This window comes from Rhodopirellula europaea 6C, from assembly GCF_000338295.1.
GTDB lineage: Bacteria > Planctomycetota > Planctomycetia > Pirellulales > Pirellulaceae > Rhodopirellula > Rhodopirellula europaea.
Window position 1 is genome coordinate 1 of the sequence record NZ_ANMO01000148.1, and the last position, 18,382, is coordinate 18,382.

Here is an 18,382-nt window from a genome sequence, read left to right on the forward strand (position 1 = left end):
AGCGGCAGGGCGCGAGCCCTCCGGTTTGTGAGCAGCCCAGCGTAACACCGGACGGGTCGCGCCGTTCCGCTACCAACTTCAGCTGCAGCGCACGAGCTCTCCGGTACCAAACTTAGCGGCAGGGCGCAAGCCCTCCGGTTCGTGAGGCGTCCAGATTCGTTGGTTCGTGAATCGCCGATCGATCCTCAGACGGTTCAGGACACATAGCAAATCAGCCGCGGCATTTGCCGCGGCTGATTGCATTTCAAACTGTTGCCTGAGAGCTCTTGCTCGACGACTAGGCTTGTTTCGTCAGTTCTTCGCGTTTGGCGGAGATGATCGCCAGCAATTCGCGTTGTGGCTTGACGAACTTATCGACGCCTTCGTCCATCAAGAACTTGTGCATGGCCTTGATGTCCAACGCGGCATCGATCTCATCTTGGACCGCTTGCGATGGCATGTCGGCCACCTCGCTGGTGAACTTCTTTCCGCTGGCGTCGACCGCTTCGTTGGTCGCAGGCGGGTTGGTTTGAATGTCGCTGCCAGCCAACGCGGCGACGTACTTCCACGGTGGGTCATCTTTGCTCTTGGTTCCCGTGCTGGCGAAAATCAATTCTTGTTCCAGCTTCAGATTCTTGTCGGCCCAGAACTCTTGGTTCTCTTTCCATATTCGCTTGGCGTTCAAGATACCAACTTGGCCTTGAGCGTCAGCGGACAGGTTTGGCAATTCCTTTTGCGTGTAGACATCAATTCGCGAGATGAAAATGCTGTACACCGACTTGAATTGGTCCAGTGATCGCACTCCGGATTCAGCAGCACGTTGGGCGCCTTTCCAAATGGCTTCGCGAGCGGCGTGGTATTGGTCGGCGGTGAACATCAACGTCACGTTCAGCGTGATTCCGGCGGCGGCCAATTCTTCCAACGCGAGCAAACCGGCTTCCGTCGCGGGAACCTTGATCATTCGGTTGGTGTGACCGGCGTTCCATTGCTTGCCCAACTCGATGTAGCGGCTGGCGATATCGGCGGACGAAAAGCTTTGGTCGGGATCTTCGAGAATCGGATCCAGTTCGAAGCTGACCCAACCCGCGTTGCCACCGGTAGATTCGTTGATCGAGGCGAATTTCTTTTCCGCGTCAGAAACCAATTCGTCCGTCAAAGCCCAGGCGATGGCTTCGTCGTCGTGACCTTCGCTCAGCAAAGCGTCGATGCGGTCGTCAAAACCGCCTGCCTTGACGATGCCCGAAATGATGGCGGGGTTGCTGGTGGCGCCGACGGCCCCCCACTTGAGGTTCTGGTCAATTTCGGATGGCTCGACCGAGTCCAGGTACAGCTTCGTTCCGGAGTCGATCAGGGACTGGAGAGATTCAGACATCAATTCACTTCGTGGGTTTCGAATAGACAAGTGTGATTCGCGGGGATGCGAACGAGACGGCATTCATCGACGGAAAGGCTGCAAAATGCGAACCGAAACGGGCTCGATTGGCCAGCCGCGTTCTTCACCGTCCCCATCCGGATCCACCTTCGCGGGCCGGGGTGGTGGAAAACACATTTCTCACGCTCTGGTTCAAACTGCTCCGCCGATTAGGCTGTTCTGACAATTAGACTGCATTCCGTTCGTTTTGTGGGGGTGGGGCAAACCGTCGCTGTCCAATTTCGAATCGGATCCTGGCCATCGCCGGGTGTTTTGGGTCAGAAACTCCCCAGCTTTTCTAACCCTCTCAATTGTCTCACAACAATCGAAACGTTTGGATCGGACAATCGCATTGACGTGGACCTTCCGCCAATCCCTCGATAGCTTACTGCTGTGTCGGTGGTTGGCGGCGAATCGCTCGTCCACCGCCGAGCTGAATTGACGGGACATCGGGCTTGATACTCATCACGATCACGCATTCCACATTGTCCAATCGCCCCCGTCTCGACCGGACTCTTTCTTCTCACTTTCGGAATCCTCGATGACCGCAGATTCAACCAAGCCGTCGTTCCTGGAGCGGCCTGGCCCGTGGGGACTGACCGTGGCTTTGTTGATCCTCATGGGATTCTTCTTTTTCCTGCCATCGGCGTTCCGCGCCGCTCGGATGGGATTGAAAAATAAAGAGAATGACGTCAAGGATTGGTTGCCCAGCGACTTTCCTGAAACAGCAGAATTGGACTGGTTCGCGGATCACTTCGCGGGTGAAAGCTTTGTTCTGTTGACGTGGGAAGGCTGCAACGTCGGCGATCAGCGATTGCGATTGTTCGAAGACAAGCTTCTGCACGAATCAGCCAACTACCGCGAGCAACTTGCCGCGGACGAAGCTTGGGGAGAGAACGCTTTGTCGCTGGCGGAAGTCCAAGCTCGCGTGCGTGCGAGGGAACTCGGCGAAGAGCTCGAACTACTGCCTCCCGGTCAAGACTTGACCAACTGGGGTGGCGAAGAAGAGAAGTGGTTGGCATCAGCCGATGGGACTTGGTACTACATCAAACCGGACGGCAAATTGTTCCGGTGGGAAGAATCGATGAACGGCCCGGCCGCTTTGGTCCGCAAGTTCCAGAAGTCCACGGGTGCCTACGAGTTGAAGGGCCAATTCGTAACGGCGTTCGGTGAACCATCGACCACGGAACGTATCAACCCGTTCTACAACGACCCGATGCTGTTGTGCGCTCCGTTGTTTCAAACCGTTCAAACGGGAGCCACGATTGCCGAAGAGCTGGCCGCCGAAGGTGGTCCGCTGTGGCCGATCGATCTGACCGACGTGACCAAGAAACCAATCGTTGCAAAACGACTGGCGATGGAACGTTTGACGGGAACATTGTTTGCCCCGGCGGTACCGCACGAATTCGATTGGACAGCTGAATCGTTCATCGAGAAACTTCCCGAGGAAAGCCGCTCGGCCTTGCCAGGCGATGCACCGGAAACAATCGTGCGGACCCTCGAGACTTTCGTTGCGGAACGATTGGATGGCGACCGCGAAAAGCTTGCTACCTCGCTGACGCAAACTCAAACGGATGCTTGGTACGCGGTCTACGATGCGTTGGGTGTCGAACCGCCACCGCGTTTGACATGTTTGCTGGTAACGCTGACCGATTTGGCCAAGGACAATCTCGCGTTCGCCGTTGGACGCGGCACGCTGGGCACTCCCCAAGGTCGATTGTTGCAATTGGCTCAGCAATCGGGGATTCAGCCGCCGTTGCCACCCAGCAGTGCTCCGCCGCCGTTCAACCGTGAACCACCGGAATCGATCGGAGGCATGCCGCCACTGAGGATGGGCGGCCCACCAATCGACAACATCGCCATCGATGAAGAAGGCACGATCACGCTGGTTCGCTTGGTCGGCTACTGCATCTTGGTCGGCGTGCTGCTTTCGTATTTCTGCTTCCGCAGTTTCAAAGTCACCATCATGTTGTTCGTCGTCGGCGGTTCCGCTGCGATGCTCAGCATGTCGATGGTGGGTTGGACGGGCGGCCGTGTCGATGCGATTTTGATGTCGATGCCCTCGTTGGTTTATGTGTTGGGGCTGTCCGGATCGATTCACGTCATCAACTACTACCGCGACGAAGTTCGTTTTCGCGGCAGACGTGGAGCGGCAACTCGCGCACTCAAGCACGCCGCGTTGCCTTGTACGCTGGCCGCACTCACCACCGCGATCGGACTGGCGTCGCTGTTCACCAGCAACCTGAAGCCGATCAGCAACTTCGGTTTGTATTCCGCTATCGGTGTGATCTCGACGCTGGGCATTCTATTCAGCTATTTACCCGCCGCGTTGGAGACTTTCTCGCCACAATTCGGCCAAGATAGAGCTGAAGAACGCAAGCGACTCGCTGCCGCGAAACGCAAATCGGAATCGACCGCCGACACCGAATCCGAATCGACACCGATGAAGGGTGCCATCTCAGGCGAACTGGAATTGGCCGCATGGTGGGCCGGAGTCGGCCGCTGGATCACTGGACATCATGCCATCGTCAGCGTCGCTTGCATCGCCGGATTGGCGATCGCTTCGCTGGGGCTGTTCAAGATCACCACGTCGGTGCAGTTGCTCAAGTTGTTCGATCCGCAGGCCCGCATCCTTCGCGATTACGCTTGGTTGGAAGACCACTTCGGCAACTTGGTACCGATGGAAATTGTCGTCCGAATGCCGCCCGAGATTCAACGGCCGGATCGCTTGGCGTCTGCTTCGACCGAAGAGGAAGACGACAACCAAGATCGCTTGTCCGATCCGATCTCGCTGAGTTTGCTGGAACGGATCGAGGCCGTCGCTCGGATTCGCAAGGTCGTCACACGTTCGCTCGGAGAAGAAGGAATCGCGAAAGTGGGGCAAGCGTCCAGCATGGACACCTTCATCGCGCCGCTACCGGACGTCAGCAATGGTTGGAGCAACACGCGATCCCAGTTCAACAGCCGGTTGAACGAATCGCGTGATGAGTTGTTGACCAGCGATTACGTCAAGATTGAGAAGAATGGTCCGCTGAAAGACAGCGAATTGTGGCGACTGAGCCTGCGAGTCAGTGCTCTCTCGGACGTCGACTACGGATTGTTCATCAACGAATTGAAGGATGCCGTCGATCCAGTTGTGCAAGCCTACCGGGTGCGAGCGAAGTTGCTTCGTGAATTGCAACAACCCGATGGAACGCAGCTTCCCAAGGCAAAGGTCCTGGTCCTCGGGGCACAGAACGTCGTCGAGTTGGATTCCGCGGACTTGGTCACCACCGATGAAGTCTCGGGCGAACGTGTTGTCGACCAACGTGCCATTTTCTTGTCGACGCTACGTGAACTGCTGGGCAACGAACGCATTCGCCAAAGCTGGATCGATCCGGATGCTGAAGACGCGATCGCGAAACCGACGGACGAAAACTGGGACCGCCGAATCGCCGCCGCGGATGTGGTCATCGACTTGGCCGGGTTGAGTTTCCAGGCGTCCACTTCGAAAACCGCCGCTTCGACAGAACCCGTCGAATCATATGCCGCCGGAGCGGAACGATTGATCTCCGCCACGGAAGTGATCTCACGACCGATCCCAAAGCACATCCTTTCGCTCGACAAGGTCGCCGACGGACAACCCAATCGCTTGCCCGTCTTCGAGCTCGACGAACCCGCCACGCCACAGGTCATTTACACCGGTGTCGTGCCGGTCGTCTACAAGGCCCAAAGAACGCTGCTGGGCAGCTTGGTCGAATCGATCTTGCTCGCCTTTGTGCTGATTGGTTTCGTGATGATCGTGTTGCTCAACCCGGGATCGTTCCCCGGCCAATGGCTGGCACCGTCCAACTTGCGAGCTGGTTTTGCCGCCGGTGCCGTTTCGATGATTCCCAACGTGTTTCCGGTGCTGCTGGTATTCGGCATCATGGGACACCTGCGAACCGCGGTGGACATCGGAACGATGATGACCGCCAGCGTCGCGATGGGCGTCGCGGTCGACGACACGATCCACTTCCTGACGTGGTTCCGCCAATTCCTCGAGGAAGGCAAATCTCGCAAGGACGCCGTCATCGAGACGTACCGTCGAGTCGGTCCCGCGATGACTCAAACCACCATCGTCGGTGGCTTGGGGCTGTTCATTTTCGCGATGTCGACGTTCACACCAACGCAGCGTTTTGGCACGTTGATGTTGGTCATGTTGGCCGCCGCACTGATCGGGGACTTGATCCTTTTGCCCGCTCTGCTTGCCGGACCGCTCGGAAAGGTCTTCAAGCCACGAATTGACCACCTGGGTAAGCCAGCTTTCGATCCGGGACAATCGGTCACCTCCGAATCACCATCGCCCATCGACTCCGTCCAGCCCCAACCATCCCCGGACGGAATCGTGGTGACGGAGGATACGCCAGTGTTGAAGGTTCACAAACCGCCGACACGCACGGAATCCAACCAGCCCTCGCGGAAGGGTTGAATTGGCGTCAACGATCTCGGCGTCGCGGGTAGGAAGTCTCTCGCCCTCGCGACGATGAGAAAGTTTGACGAACAGGTGGATTGAAATGAGCCGTCGCGTTGCATCTGATCGGTGACGCTGACTTGGCGGTCGATTACGAGTCGTCAGCGAGGGTTCGATTCGGTAGGCTCGGCGTTCAATCCGTTCCGTACCGATCGACACTCCCCAATGCCCCTGAAATCTCTCGCCGACCAAGCGACGACGTATCGCGTGCGATTTTGCATCGGTCTGCTGGCTGTTTGCATTCTCGCACCCTTGGCGGCCCGTGATTCTGCACGTGCTTTGTCGACCATGTACAACGCGCCCGCGTTGTGGCTACCGGAGGACATGCCGGTCCGGAAGCAGTACGACGACTTCTCGAAACTGTTTCAGGGTCAAGATGTTCTGATGATCGGGTGGGACGGCGCGAAGATTGGTGCCGAGGAAGTCGACCAGGCCGCGGAAACTTTGCTGCCACTGACGCAACCGACTTCGAACCGTCCGGCGTACCTCGAAGGCGTCAGTTCAGGCCAGCGTGTTTTTGATGTCCTGACCAGTCCACCGACCAGCTTCTCTGAACGAGCCACGCGGGCTCGACTGAAGGGATCGCTCGTCGGAGAAGACGGCGAGCAAACAATCGTGTTGGCGACTTTTTCAGAAACCGGAAACCTCAATCGGCAAGAAGTCCTGGCCCAAGCCCGGCGACTGGTTTCCGACAAAATCGGTGTCCCTGAGGAAGAGATCTACACCGCCGGTCCGCCAACCGATGGAGCACTGGTCGATGCGGAAGCCCAAGGTTCGATTGATCGGTTCACATTGCCATCGGTCATCGTTGGCGCGCTCATTTGCGTTTTCTGCCTGCGATCGATCGTATTGACCGCGATCATCATCATCGTGGCTGTGATCGGCCAAGGCATGTCGCTGGCCATGGTGTTGTATTCCGGCATCGAAATGAACGCGATTCTAATCGTGTTGCCGCCTCTGGTATTCGTGCTGACCGCCAGTGCCGGAATTCACCTGTGCAACTACTACCGCGACGCGATGTGCAGCGATCCCAACATCGATCCGACTGCCGCCACTCGACAAGCCATGCAGGCTGGCATCCTGCCGTGTTGGCTGGCGGCAACAACGACCATCATCGGCCTGGGTTCACTCGGTTTGGTTCGCTTGGTTCCCGTCAGTGCATTCGGGTTCATCGCCGCGGGATCAGTGTTCGGCACGTTGTTGCTGTTGTTGTTGCTCCTGCCCGGTGCGATGCAGTGGCACGGTAAACGACACCGCATCAAACACCGTGCGGCGTTGGCCAAATCAAATCAAGACGACAACGATCCGCTTCCGGTTGAAAAGTGGCGATCAAAAGTCGGGCATGCCTGGGAAGCATTTGCGGCTCAGTTCATGAAGTTCCCTGTGATCGTCGTCGCGTTATTCACGATTATCACCGGCGTCGCGGCATCGGGTTTGCCGCAACTGACAACGTCAGTCAACATCCCGCGAATGTTCCCGGAGAACAGTCGCATCCGGACGGACTACGCTTGGTTTGAAGAACACATCGGCCCGACGATCAATGCGGAAGTCGTCGTCCAATTCCCGCCGGATTCGATGCCCGATCCCATCGATCGGTTTCGATTGGTTCGCGATGTCGACGACCATCTCCGGTCCACCGAGTTGGTTGGCGGAGTATTTTCCGCACGCTCGTTTTTGCCCAGCCCACCGTCGAAGAAGAGCCGGTCAATTCGATCGACCGTCTTGGAGGCCAACATCCGCAAGCAATTGGAGGATCCTGATTCCCCGTTGCAGGACGCTGGCTACATCGCGAAAGACAAAAAGGGTAACCAACTTTGGCGGATCAGCTTTCGATTCCCATTTGACGAAGCGATCGACTACCGGACTGAGTTCCAACGTGTTCAGGCGGAAGTCATCCCGATCCTGGAAGAAGCCGGCCAGGGGATCTCGCCTCAATTCACCGGTGGCGTTCCGATGACGACCGAGTCCCAAGACGTGTTGCTGCAGGATTTGTTCCGTAGCTTCCTAGCTGCCTTTGGAATCGTTGCCATCATCATGATGTTGTTGCTGAGAAGCTTCACCGGTGGCCTCGTTGCGATGTTCCCCAACTTGTTTCCGACGATCACGTTGTTTGGAACAATGGGTTTGCTGGAGACTCCGCTCGACATCGGATCGGTGATGACCGCCAGCGTCGCGTTGGGGATCGCCGTCGATGGCACCATTCACTTCTTGACCAAATTTCAAAGCCAATCCCGCAAGGGGAAACCGCGAACCGAAGCGTCACTCGCGGCACTCCACAAATGCGGCCCCGCGATGTGGCAGACCACGGCCGTCTGCGCCATTTCGCCGTTGGTTTATGGGTTGTCGGATTTCCAACCGACCCAGCGATTCGCTTTCATGATGTTCGGATTGCTCCTCGCCGCCTTGGTGGGCGACGTCCTTTTGCTGCCCGCATTGCTGGCATCGCCTCTGGGTCGGTTCCTGACACCCAAAGCTCCCAAACAAAAAGCGTCAACGACTCGGTAGCCAATCACGCGCAAGCTTTCACGTTCGGTTACCATGTGAGGCCTCGGGTTGTTCCCCCACAATCTCCCGCCTCACACCAAAGATCTCCACCATGATCAAATCTTGGATCGCTGCCGCATGGGTTGGCTGCTGTTTCCTTTCTCCCGCTTTGCTGACCACTGTCGAAGCCGCGGATTCCGACGCGTTGCCTCCGCCAAACATTCTGTGGCTGACCAGCGAGGACAACGGGCCGCAACTAGGTTGCTACGGCGATGAATACGCCGACACGCCCCACCTGGACAAGCTCGCGTCACGCTCCTTGCGATACAAGAAATGTTGGTCCAACGCCCCCGTCTGTGCACCCGCGCGGACCACGTTGATCTCTGGCATGTATGCGACCAGCCTGGGCGGCGAACACATGCGAAGTGGCGTGCGTGTCCCCAAGGATTTCAAGTTCTACCCCAACGTGCTCCGTGAAGCCGGGTACTTCTGCACCAACAACTCGAAGACCGATTACAACTTCGCCGATTCAGCCGCGATCAAGAGCTGGCACGAGTGCAACAACAAGGCTCACTTCCGCCATCGCGAACGAGAAGACCAGCCGTTCTTCTCGGTCTTCAACTTCACGATCAGCCACGAGAGCCAGATTCGCAACAAGCACACGCTGGTCCACGATCCCGACAAGGCTCCCGTGCCGGCGTATCAGCCAAACGTTCACACCGTCCGTCGAGATTGGGCGCAGTACTACGATCGCTTGACCGAAATGGATGCGATGTGCGGAAAGGTGCTCAAGCAACTCGAGGAAGACGGACTGACGGATTCAACCATCGTCTTCTACTACGGCGACCATGGCAGCGGCATGCCGCGAAGCAAACGTTGGCCCTACAATTCCGGATTGCATGTTCCTTTCCTGTTGCATGTTCCTGAAAAGTACAAGCACCTCGCACCGACGGATTACAACTCCGGCGGCGTCAGCGATCGAATGGTCAGCTTTGTCGACATGGGACCAACCGCGATCAGCTTGGCCGGTGCGGAATTGCCATCCGAGATGCAAGGCATTCCTTTCGCAGGTCAGCTCAACGGAGAATCGAAAGAATACTTGTTCGGCTATCGCGGACGCATGGACGAACGTGTCGATATGGTTCGCAGTTGCACGGACGGACGCTATGTCTACATCCGTCACTTCCATCCCGAGCGAATCTACTTCGCCTACATCGATTACATGTTCCAAACGCCAACGACGCAAATTTGGAAGAAGATGTTCGATGCGGGTGAACTGAACGAAGCTCAGTCCAAAGTCTGGCAAGTCAAACCTCTGGAAGAGTTGTTCGATCTGCAAGCGGATCCGGACGAAGTCAACAACCTGGTTTCCGATCCCGCTCACGCGGACAAGCTCAACGCGATGCGAACTGAGCTTCGCAACTGGATGAAGTCGACGACTGACTTGGGCGTTGTCCCAGAAGCCGAGATGCATCGTTTGGCCGGCAAGACTCAACCTCGCAAGTGGGCGATGTCCAGCGATTTGAACTGGGATCACTTGGTTGACATGGCCTGGGATACCACCACGGCATGGAATGGATTGACGGATCAGAAGCTTCAAGATCTGCAGAAACTTTGCAACAGCCAATCCAGCATTGATCGTTACTGGGGCACGCGAGGTTTAACGCTTGCGATTTTGTCACCAAACGCAACCCTCGATGCGGACGCCCACGCTGCTGTCCTCCGGTTGTTGGATCCGATCGCCGCGAAAGATGAGTCGCCGATCGTTCGCGCCGCCGCTTGCGAAGGATTGCTCGTCGCAGGCAACGACTCGCAACGCGAACACGCGAAAGAAACGCTGTTGCAGTTCGCTAACGTTGACAACGAAGGTCACTTCGTCGCGATGACGGCGCTCAACTTGATCGACAACCATCGTCGACAGCTCGACTGGGACGTCAAATCAGCTCTGCAGAAAGTCCCCACAAAAGGTGACAATCCTCCGATCCGAGCCGATAAGTATGTCCAAAGTCTGCTCAAATATCTGTTAGCGAACTAGCGTATTCTCAGCAGGGATTGGACCGATGTCACTACAACCGCTTCACGATCGTTTGGAAACCATTGCTCAAGAAGGCCGGACGCGAAAGCTGAGTGCCCGAAAGGTCGAAGGGGTTCACGTCGTCGAAGCGGACGGGCGTCGGTTGATGAACTTTGGCGGCAACGACTACCTCGGTGTCGTTGCCGACGAAACTCGCGGTTGTGATTTGCAATCGCCGCACGAGACCCACGGTTCGACCGCCAGTGCTTTGATCTGTGGGTGGACGCCTCGCCACGAAGCGCTCGCTCGATGCATCGCCGAATTGGAAATGGCTGAATCCGCGGTTGTCTTTCCATCTGGCTACGCCGCGTGCTCGGGCACGATCGCAACCTTGGCCGGCGAGGGCGATCTGATCCTCAGCGATGAACTCAATCACGCGTCGTTGATTGATGGTTGCCGTTTGTCCAAAGCTGAACGCGTGATCTATCCCCACCGCGACTTGGACTTCGTCGAACATGTCCTGACCGATCGAGCTGGCAAAGGCGGTTTGACCTGGATCGTGACGGATGGAGTTTTCAGCATGGACGGCGACATCGCCCCCCTGCCTCAACTGGCGGATTTGGCCGAACGCTTCGGCGCCCACATGATCGTCGACGAAGCTCACGGCACCGGTGTCCTCGGGCGTCGAGGTGGCGGGCTATGCGATGCGATGGGAGTCTCCGATCGCGTTACGGTTCGAATCGGAACGCTCAGCAAAGCGGTTGGCCACCAAGGAGGCTTTGTCGCCGGCCCTCAAGTCGTCATCGACACGCTGGTCAACGCTTGCCGCTCACTGATCTACAGCACTTCGTTGGCACCGATCGTCGCAGAAGGAGCCCACCGGGTGATCCAGCGTCTGTCGCTCTGGCAAGATCGGCGAGATCGCCTGGCTCATCTTTCGCGACTCTTTCGCCGACGCATGAATTTGGAAGCGGCCGGAATTGAGGCGGGAATCCCGATCATACCGCTGGTCATCGGTGAGGAAGCCGAAGCGGTCCGTGCCAGTCAAGCGATGCGAGAGAACGGCTTTTTCGTCCCTGCGATTCGTCCACCAACGGTCACATCGGGGCAGTCTCGTTTGCGAGTTTCGATCACATCCGCCCACCGCGACCATGATATCGAATTGCTCGCTGACATCATGCACCGAGTTTGCCCGCGTCTGGGATCAGCGGAGATGGCCTCGGCGACCCCGTAGAGCCACCTCACCCAAGCGACGAGAATCGCCCCGCGAAGGGTTTTGGAGCGATCGACGGCGGAGACCCGCGAGCGGACTAGATCGCCCGACTCGCAACTTCATCACTGTCACAAACTCGGGTGGGCAGCTATCATTTGCCCCTGCGAATCTCGCATTTCGGGGCTGTAGCTCAGTTGGTTAGAGCTGGGAACTCATAATTCCTAGGTCGCGGGTTCAAGTCCTGCCAGCCCTACCTTTTTCTTTGCTCGTCCTTTCATGCCACGCCAACCCTCGTCCTCCAAATCCAAACGCGCGAAGCCTACGTCGAAAGACAAGGCATCGTCGTCGGCCAAACGAATCAACCAATTGCTCGCTTCGGCGGGCTTTGGCAGCCGACGTCAGTGCGAAGAACTGATTCGCGAAGGGCGGGTGGATGTCGACGGCGAGACGATCACCGAACTCGGCACCACGGTCGATCCCGACGTCCAAAAGGTTCGAGTCGACGGGAACTACCTACGTCCTCAGAAACTGGTTTATTACGTTGTCAACAAACCAGTTGGCATCGTCACGACCAACCGAGACCCGCGCGGCCGTCCACGTGTGATCGACTTGGTTCCTCCGACCGAACGCGTCTTCCCAGTTGGACGTTTGGACATCTCCAGCGAAGGTCTGATCCTGCTGACCAACGACGGTGACTTGGCTCAAAAGTTGGCTCACCCGAAGTTTGGTATTCAAAAGGTTTACCGCGTCGTCGTCGCCGGCGAAGTACGCGGCGAAACGATGAAGAAGATGCGGGAAGGCATCTACATCGCCGAAGGCTTGGTTCAAGTCGATGGTGCCAAAATCATCAAGGCACGAACCAAAGCCACCGAAATGGAAATTCGGTTGAAGGAAGGCAAGAACCGCGAAATCCGCCGGATCCTGGCTCGGTTCGGACACAAAGTCCAACAGCTTCGTCGTGTAGCCATCGGCCCCTTGAAACTGGGTGATGTTCCGCGTGGTGCTTACCGAAAAATGACGCGAGACGAAGTCGACAAACTGCGTCGCAGCATCGATGCGGCTGAGAAAGCCGCCAAAACAGCTCCTCCGGCACGCCCCGCATCGAAGCAATCAATCAAGCGTCGTCCGGGCGGTGCCAGTCGCAATGTTGCGGCCAAGGGAACCGGCGGACGTCCCGCATTCAAGGGCGGTCGTAAGGCGGTCAAGAAAAGTCGTTCGACCGAAACGCGTGCAACCGGCACAAAGACTTCGAAGCCAGTCAAAAAGCGAACTCTGTCGAGCGGTGGTTCCACCGGAATAGTGATCGGCGGGGACGCCCCCAAGGAATCTCGCAGCAAGACAGAGCGAGGTGCCAACCCGGACATCATCCGCAAACGAACCGCCGGGAAGAAACCCGCCACCAAACCCGGTGGCGTCAAGAAAGGCCGAGGAAAAGCATCCCGTCGCGGCGGCCGATCGTAACCAAGCTTGCTGCCTCACACCCCCGTATGATGGACTTCCAAGTCCGTCGACCTACCCCACCCCTAGCAACGCCAACCACCGCTGCACTCCCAACGCAGCGCTGCACGACCCAAGCTTGCTGCCTCACACCCCCGTACGATGGACTTCCAAGTCCGTCGAAACCAGCAACTCCTGCCGGACGAGGAAGTCCAGCATACGGCGAGAGAAATCTAGCCCGCTAGAAGACTGACAACGATTACAAATCGTCGTCTTCGCCCAGCATCCCGATCGACGAAAGCAGCTCGCTCATCTCGGCTGCCGCGTGCGAGTCGTTCTGGGTACGAGCCTGTTCAATTCCATCACGCAAGATGGAGCGAGCCTCATCGATTCGGCCCAGATCGACCAATTGTTGCGCGGCCATGAAGAACGCCGGCACATACGGTGGATCGTCGGTGAACAGCTCACGCAGTTTCACCAAACTCGTTTCATGATCGCCCTCGGATCGATATTCCATCGCCAAGGAATAACGCAAGAACGTGTCAGTGGGATCGTCCGCCAACATGGCTTCGATTTTTTCGCGTCGAGACATGAAACTCCATCGCTCGGTTGACTGGAAAGGACAAGCAACGCCCGAAACCGCTGCTGATTCGGGGGCATCAAGCGGCCCGTCGTCACAAGTGACACAGACCAAATTTCCGCCCAAACCGTCATCGTCGTGCAAATTCATTCAGCTTGGAATACCCGGACAGCCGATACCACGATCGAATCACCCTTTCGTGTCACGAGACGAGTACAAAAATGTCGCGCGGTCTTTGTCAACTCATCAAGCATTTGGCGTCGCCACGCCGTCGTTTGCCGGTCTTCATGGCCGCAGCGATGTTCGCGACGTCTTTCACCGTCGGACCAACGCCTTGGACCTCATTCGGGCCACAAAGCGTCGCCGCACAAGAAACCACGGACAACCCTGAGATCCAACAGGTTGTCGGGAAACAGCTCAGCGGCCGCGGAAAGTCCACTGGCATTCTCAGCGGCCTGAATTCACGTTCGCGGACCACTTCCCGTTCGTCCAGCAACGGTTTGCTGGGCAGCTTGTTTGGTGGATCCTCGTCATCCAGCAAATCGAGCAACGACGGCCGCACTGCAACCGCGGTCCCCAGCGACCGTGATGTGGATTGGAGCGGCATTCCAACTCACCGCAGCCAAAGCACCTCGCCACGATCGACCGCCGGCACAACGCCTTTGCGTGACCCGAACGCTGGTTCACGCGTCGTGCAACGTTCGACTCCGCGACCAACTTCGCAAGTGCCTCAGCCACCGAAGATAGAAACATCGATCACTCGCAAGGCACCCTCAAAACCAATTCGCGTCGAAAGCAAATCGTCGCCGGTTCCTGTCGTTCGCAGCTCACCCATCGCGATCTCACCGGTCAAAACAGAACCCGTCGAGATCGTGCCAAAGGTTTCACGCCGAATCTTGAAGGTGGAAACCGAGCCAACCATGGAAGAGCTGTCGACCACGGAATCATCTCGTCGTCGCAAGCCAACCGTCGTTGCCAAAACCGAACCCAAGGTCGAATCGAAACCAGCACCGGTTGCTAAACCAGCTCCCGCGAAAACTCCTTCGGCTGACGTTGCCAAAGCGGAACCGAAGCCTGAGCCAAAACCAGAACCGAAGCCAGCCGCTCCAGTTCAAATGCCGGCTCCCAAAGTCGCTGCCAAACCAGCCCCGGCTCCAACCACCGTTGCTGCACAACCAACTCCGGTAGCAAAGCCCGCACCTCCGGCAACCGAACCTGCACCTGCTGAAGCACCATCGAAAGTGGTTGCCAAGAGCGAGCCTGTTGCGACTCCCGCACCAGCCCCGCATCGGATCAGCCAATTGGTTCCGCCAAAGAGCGTTGCGATGGCCCCGATCCAGGCACCTGCTCCGGTCAACACCCCAGCACCGCTGGCGTCGCCAGCCAAGACAGCATCAACAACGATCACGCTGGGCGAAGCTCGCCAAGCACCATCAATGACGCAGCCGACTCCTGCAGACTCGTTCGTTGCCGCATCGCCTCGCAGTTCGGCCACAAACAGTGCCGCTGCATCAGATAGCGCTGCCGACGAAACGCCAACCAAGATGCAAACCTTTGGTGGCGGTCGAGCTGACACGCGTCCATCTGGTTCACTCGCGGCCAATGGCAACAGCGGAATCGCATTGCATCCGATCAGCGATCGTTTGCCCGTCGGTGCACCTTCGCAACCAGCCGAATCCACCTTGGGCCAACCACAATCGGCTTGGCACAACTCCAATGGTGTTTCGCACGACCAGTTCCAAGCACGAGATCCTTTCCAAGCTCGTTCGTCCGTGCCCGCACGCTCGGTCGCAGGACCAGCCACCACGCTCGGCAACCCGAACTCGGACTACGCCGGTAACGAATACCCCAACAACATGCGTGGAAACGTGGCGGCTCCAGCGACCGCACCAACGCAAGAAGCCCAGTCGACAACGACCGCCAGCGAACTGCCCGGCATTCGCGTGACCACGGCTGGACCAAAGAAGGTCATGATCCGTCAAACGCACCCCTACGAAATTCGCGTCGAAAACCGCGGCAACGTGGATGCGGAAGGCTTGGTCGTCCGAGCTCACATTCCTGACTGGGCCGACGTGGTTGGCCAGCAAGCCACCCGTGGCGATGTTGCTGGTGTCACCGAAAACGGAGTCCGTCAACTGAACTGGCGCATCGAGACCTTGGCCGCCGGTCAATCCGAACGCATGTTGGTTCGCCTCAAAGCGTCACGCAGTGGTACCCACGATGTGAACGTTGACTGGACCATCGCTCCACAAAAGGAACGCATGCAAATCCAGGTTCAAGAACCCGAGTTGGCTCTGACCATCGACGGTCCAGACGAAGTCATCTACGGTCAATCAAAGACCTACACAATTCGCGTCTTGAACCCAGGCGATGGCATTGCACCCAACGTCGTGTTCACACTGTCACCCGAATCCAGCACGCCGCAAAGCCAACGCATTGGCGACATCCCTTCGGGCAAAGAAGCTCAATTCGAAGTCGAGCTAACCGCTCAAGACTTGGGTGACCTGAAGATCCACGGCTTGGCTGCCGGTGACTTGGAATTGAAAGCCGAAGCTGACAAGAACGTTCGCGTCTTGGCCGCTGACTTGGAAGCCGTTTTGTCCGGCCCCGAGCTCAAGTACCAAAACACCGACGCAATGTATCAGTTGGAGCTGACCAACCATGGCACAACGGCCAGCGACGATGTTGTTGCAACGCTGACTTTGCCAATGGGCGTCACATACATCGGCGGCATGGAAGGTGCTTCGTTGATCGACAACCAATTGCGTTGGAAGATCGCTTCGCTCACTCCAGGTGCCCGTCGCAACTATCAATTCCAGTGCCGTTTGGATTCAACCGGCCAACATGAATTCACGTTCAACTGCAAAGGCAGTGCAGCGGGTCAAACCGGTGTCGCCTTGACAACCAACGTGGAAGCCATCGCTGACTTGGTTCTCTCAATCGAAGATCCATCCGCACCGGCACCTGTTGGACAAGACGTCACGTATCAGATCGTGATTCGCAACCGCGGTAGCAAACCTGCAACCGACGTTCGTGCGATCGCTCAGTTCAGCAACGGCATCGAGCCTCAACAACTGTTGGGCAACGACGGCAAAGTCATCACCGGTCAGGTGTTGATCAACCCGATCGCTCGCATCGATGCGGGTGAAGAAATTCGGATGCAGATCATCGCCAAAGCGGCCGAGGGCGGACACCATCGCTTCCGCACCGAAGTCCGCAGCGGTGACACGATCTTGGTTGCTGAAGAAGCGACTCACTACATGAACGCTCGCAACGATCGCATCAGCCGTCGCAGCGGACCGGGTGGCAACGAGTTTTCCTTGCCACTGCGTTGATCTCGCCACGGTTGCTCCTTCGCGGCTCGCCAACCAATCTCGCTCGGGTGATTGCGAGACCTGGCAAACGAAACGCGAATAGCGAGCAATTCGGCGGCAACGTCTGATAATCCTTCAAAAGCGGCGTGTTGGGAAACCGACACGCCGCTTTTTTTACAGATTCATCCTTTCCCCAACTGGGGGTTTCAGCGAAAATGGCGGCATGCCCTGCCCTGCCCCGCTCGCCCCCCACCGCCCGAATTGCCACTCCGCGACGCCGCGACTTTTTCTCGGCCCATCATCGCGTGTTTGCTGCCGGATGCGCCAAGCGTTCACGCTGGTCGAGCTTCTGGTTGTCATCGCGATCATCGCGATTCTGATCGGATTGCTTTTGCCGGCCGTCCAGGCTGCTCGCGAGGCTGCTCGCAAGGTTCAGTGCACCAACAACCTGAAAAATATTGGGCTGGCGCTTCACAATTACGAGTCGGTCTACCGCACATTGCCGTGGGGCGCAAAAGGCGGGTGGGGCCCAAGCTGGACAACAGACATCCTCGCGTTTTTAGAGCAACGCGAACTTGCTGACATCGTTCCCTACGGTGAGCGCGGCGGCCCAACCGGCGGTTTGCCCGAAAGTGTCCGGTTCAGACAACTCGCGACAGCACCCGTCATGGTGTTTCGCTGTCCGTCCCAAATCGGACCGATCGCGCTCAGCCAGCCCGGAGACAAGATCACTGGCCGGGTGCGAAACACGTACCTCGGCAACGGCGGCAGCGATGTCAATTGGAACGAACATTCCATGTTCGACTACATCGGTTTTGACCGTGGCAATGGCGTCTTCTTGGCGACGGACTTCTGTCACATCACGTCAGGCGGAGACGTCTGCGACAATCGCCCCGATCGCAAGCCGATCAACTTCGCCGCGATCCTGGACGGACTCAGCAACACCGTGATGGTTGGCGAAGCGAAATACATTGACCACGAAGAGTGCGGCGTGTGCGACCACTTCATGCTCTACCACGAAGACTTCGACGCACAGAACGGACAAGACTTCTCCGAAGCACTTTGCTCGCTTCATTTCGGCTTCAACCTGCGAGACGTCCCCAAAGACAACCTGCAAATGTCATTGGGGAGCTACCATCCTGGCGGCACGCATCTGTTGATGTGCGACGGGTCCGTTCGATTCACAACGGATTCAATCAACGAAGAAGTCCGCCACGCGATCGGCAGCCGCGACAACAAAGAAGTGTTCGACCACGACGATTTTTGATTTTAACCTGTGGTTCGTTCGATTCGCCAGCCGTCAGCGGACCGACCGTATGCATGGCAAATCGACATGCATGGCCGATCGACCAAATTGGTTTGAAACGGAAATCTCCGCGTTTACGAGATGCTTTACGTTCGATCGCGTCTTGATATGCCCGACTACCGAAACCGAGCGGCCAACGCCGTTGCGTGGAG

Annotated in this window: 9 protein-coding genes and 1 tRNA gene; 8 read left to right on the forward strand and 2 right to left on the reverse strand. The window is 57.4% G+C overall.

Going from position 1 to position 18,382, the window contains the following annotated elements:
* Positions 1 to 277 precede the first annotated feature (277 nt).
* A complete protein-coding gene (locus RE6C_RS15755) occupies positions 278 to 1,414 on the reverse strand; it encodes a transaldolase family protein (protein WP_008658037.1) in 1,137 nt (378 codons plus the stop codon).
* A 517-nt stretch (positions 1,415 to 1,931) separates the two neighbouring features.
* Here RE6C_RS15755 and RE6C_RS15760 point away from each other — a divergent pair.
* The 6 genes from RE6C_RS15760 to RE6C_RS15785 all read left to right on the forward strand — a co-directional run bounded on the left by RE6C_RS15760 (position 1,932) and on the right by RE6C_RS15785 (position 13,054).
* A complete protein-coding gene (locus RE6C_RS15760; RefSeq protein WP_008658039.1) occupies positions 1,932 to 5,840 on the forward strand; it encodes an efflux RND transporter permease subunit in 3,909 nt (1,302 codons plus the stop codon).
* A gap of 207 nt (positions 5,841 to 6,047) precedes the next feature.
* Positions 6,048 to 8,387 (forward strand): efflux RND transporter permease subunit, encoded by a 2,340-nt coding sequence (locus RE6C_RS15765; RefSeq protein WP_008658041.1) that lies wholly within the window; start codon positions 6,048 to 6,050, stop codon positions 8,385 to 8,387.
* A gap of 91 nt (positions 8,388 to 8,478) precedes the next feature.
* Positions 8,479 to 10,401: a sulfatase family protein gene (locus RE6C_RS15770; RefSeq protein WP_008658042.1), complete on the forward strand. Its 1,923-nt coding sequence runs from the start codon at positions 8,479 to 8,481 to the stop codon at positions 10,399 to 10,401.
* A 25-nt stretch (positions 10,402 to 10,426) separates the two neighbouring features.
* Entirely contained in the window at positions 10,427 to 11,614 is a 1,188-nt protein-coding gene (locus RE6C_RS15775; protein WP_008658044.1) for an aminotransferase class I/II-fold pyridoxal phosphate-dependent enzyme, read from the forward strand.
* Positions 11,615 to 11,772: 158 nt separating this feature from the next.
* Positions 11,773 to 11,846, forward strand: a tRNA-Ile gene (locus RE6C_RS15780).
* 23 nt (positions 11,847 to 11,869) lie between these two features.
* On the forward strand, positions 11,870 to 13,054 hold the full coding sequence (locus tag RE6C_RS15785; RefSeq protein WP_008658046.1) for a pseudouridine synthase: 1,185 nt from the start codon (positions 11,870 to 11,872) through the stop codon (positions 13,052 to 13,054).
* A 235-nt stretch (positions 13,055 to 13,289) separates the two neighbouring features.
* Here the strand turns inward: RE6C_RS15785 and RE6C_RS15790 are convergent, their stop codons facing one another.
* The gene (locus RE6C_RS15790; protein ID WP_236618254.1) at positions 13,290 to 13,622 is read right to left on the reverse strand and encodes a tetratricopeptide repeat protein; all 333 of its coding nucleotides are present in this window, start codon (positions 13,620 to 13,622) and stop codon (positions 13,290 to 13,292) included.
* A gap of 209 nt (positions 13,623 to 13,831) precedes the next feature.
* Between RE6C_RS15790 and RE6C_RS15795 the strand changes: the two genes are divergently transcribed.
* Positions 13,832 to 16,945, forward strand: a complete 3,114-nt coding sequence (locus RE6C_RS15795) for a COG1361 family protein (RefSeq protein WP_008658050.1) — start codon at positions 13,832 to 13,834, stop codon at positions 16,943 to 16,945.
* 298 nt (positions 16,946 to 17,243) lie between these two features.
* Positions 17,244 to 18,191, forward strand: a complete 948-nt coding sequence (locus RE6C_RS15800; RefSeq protein ID WP_008658052.1) for a DUF1559 domain-containing protein — start codon at positions 17,244 to 17,246, stop codon at positions 18,189 to 18,191.
* Positions 18,192 to 18,382 lie beyond the last annotated feature (191 nt).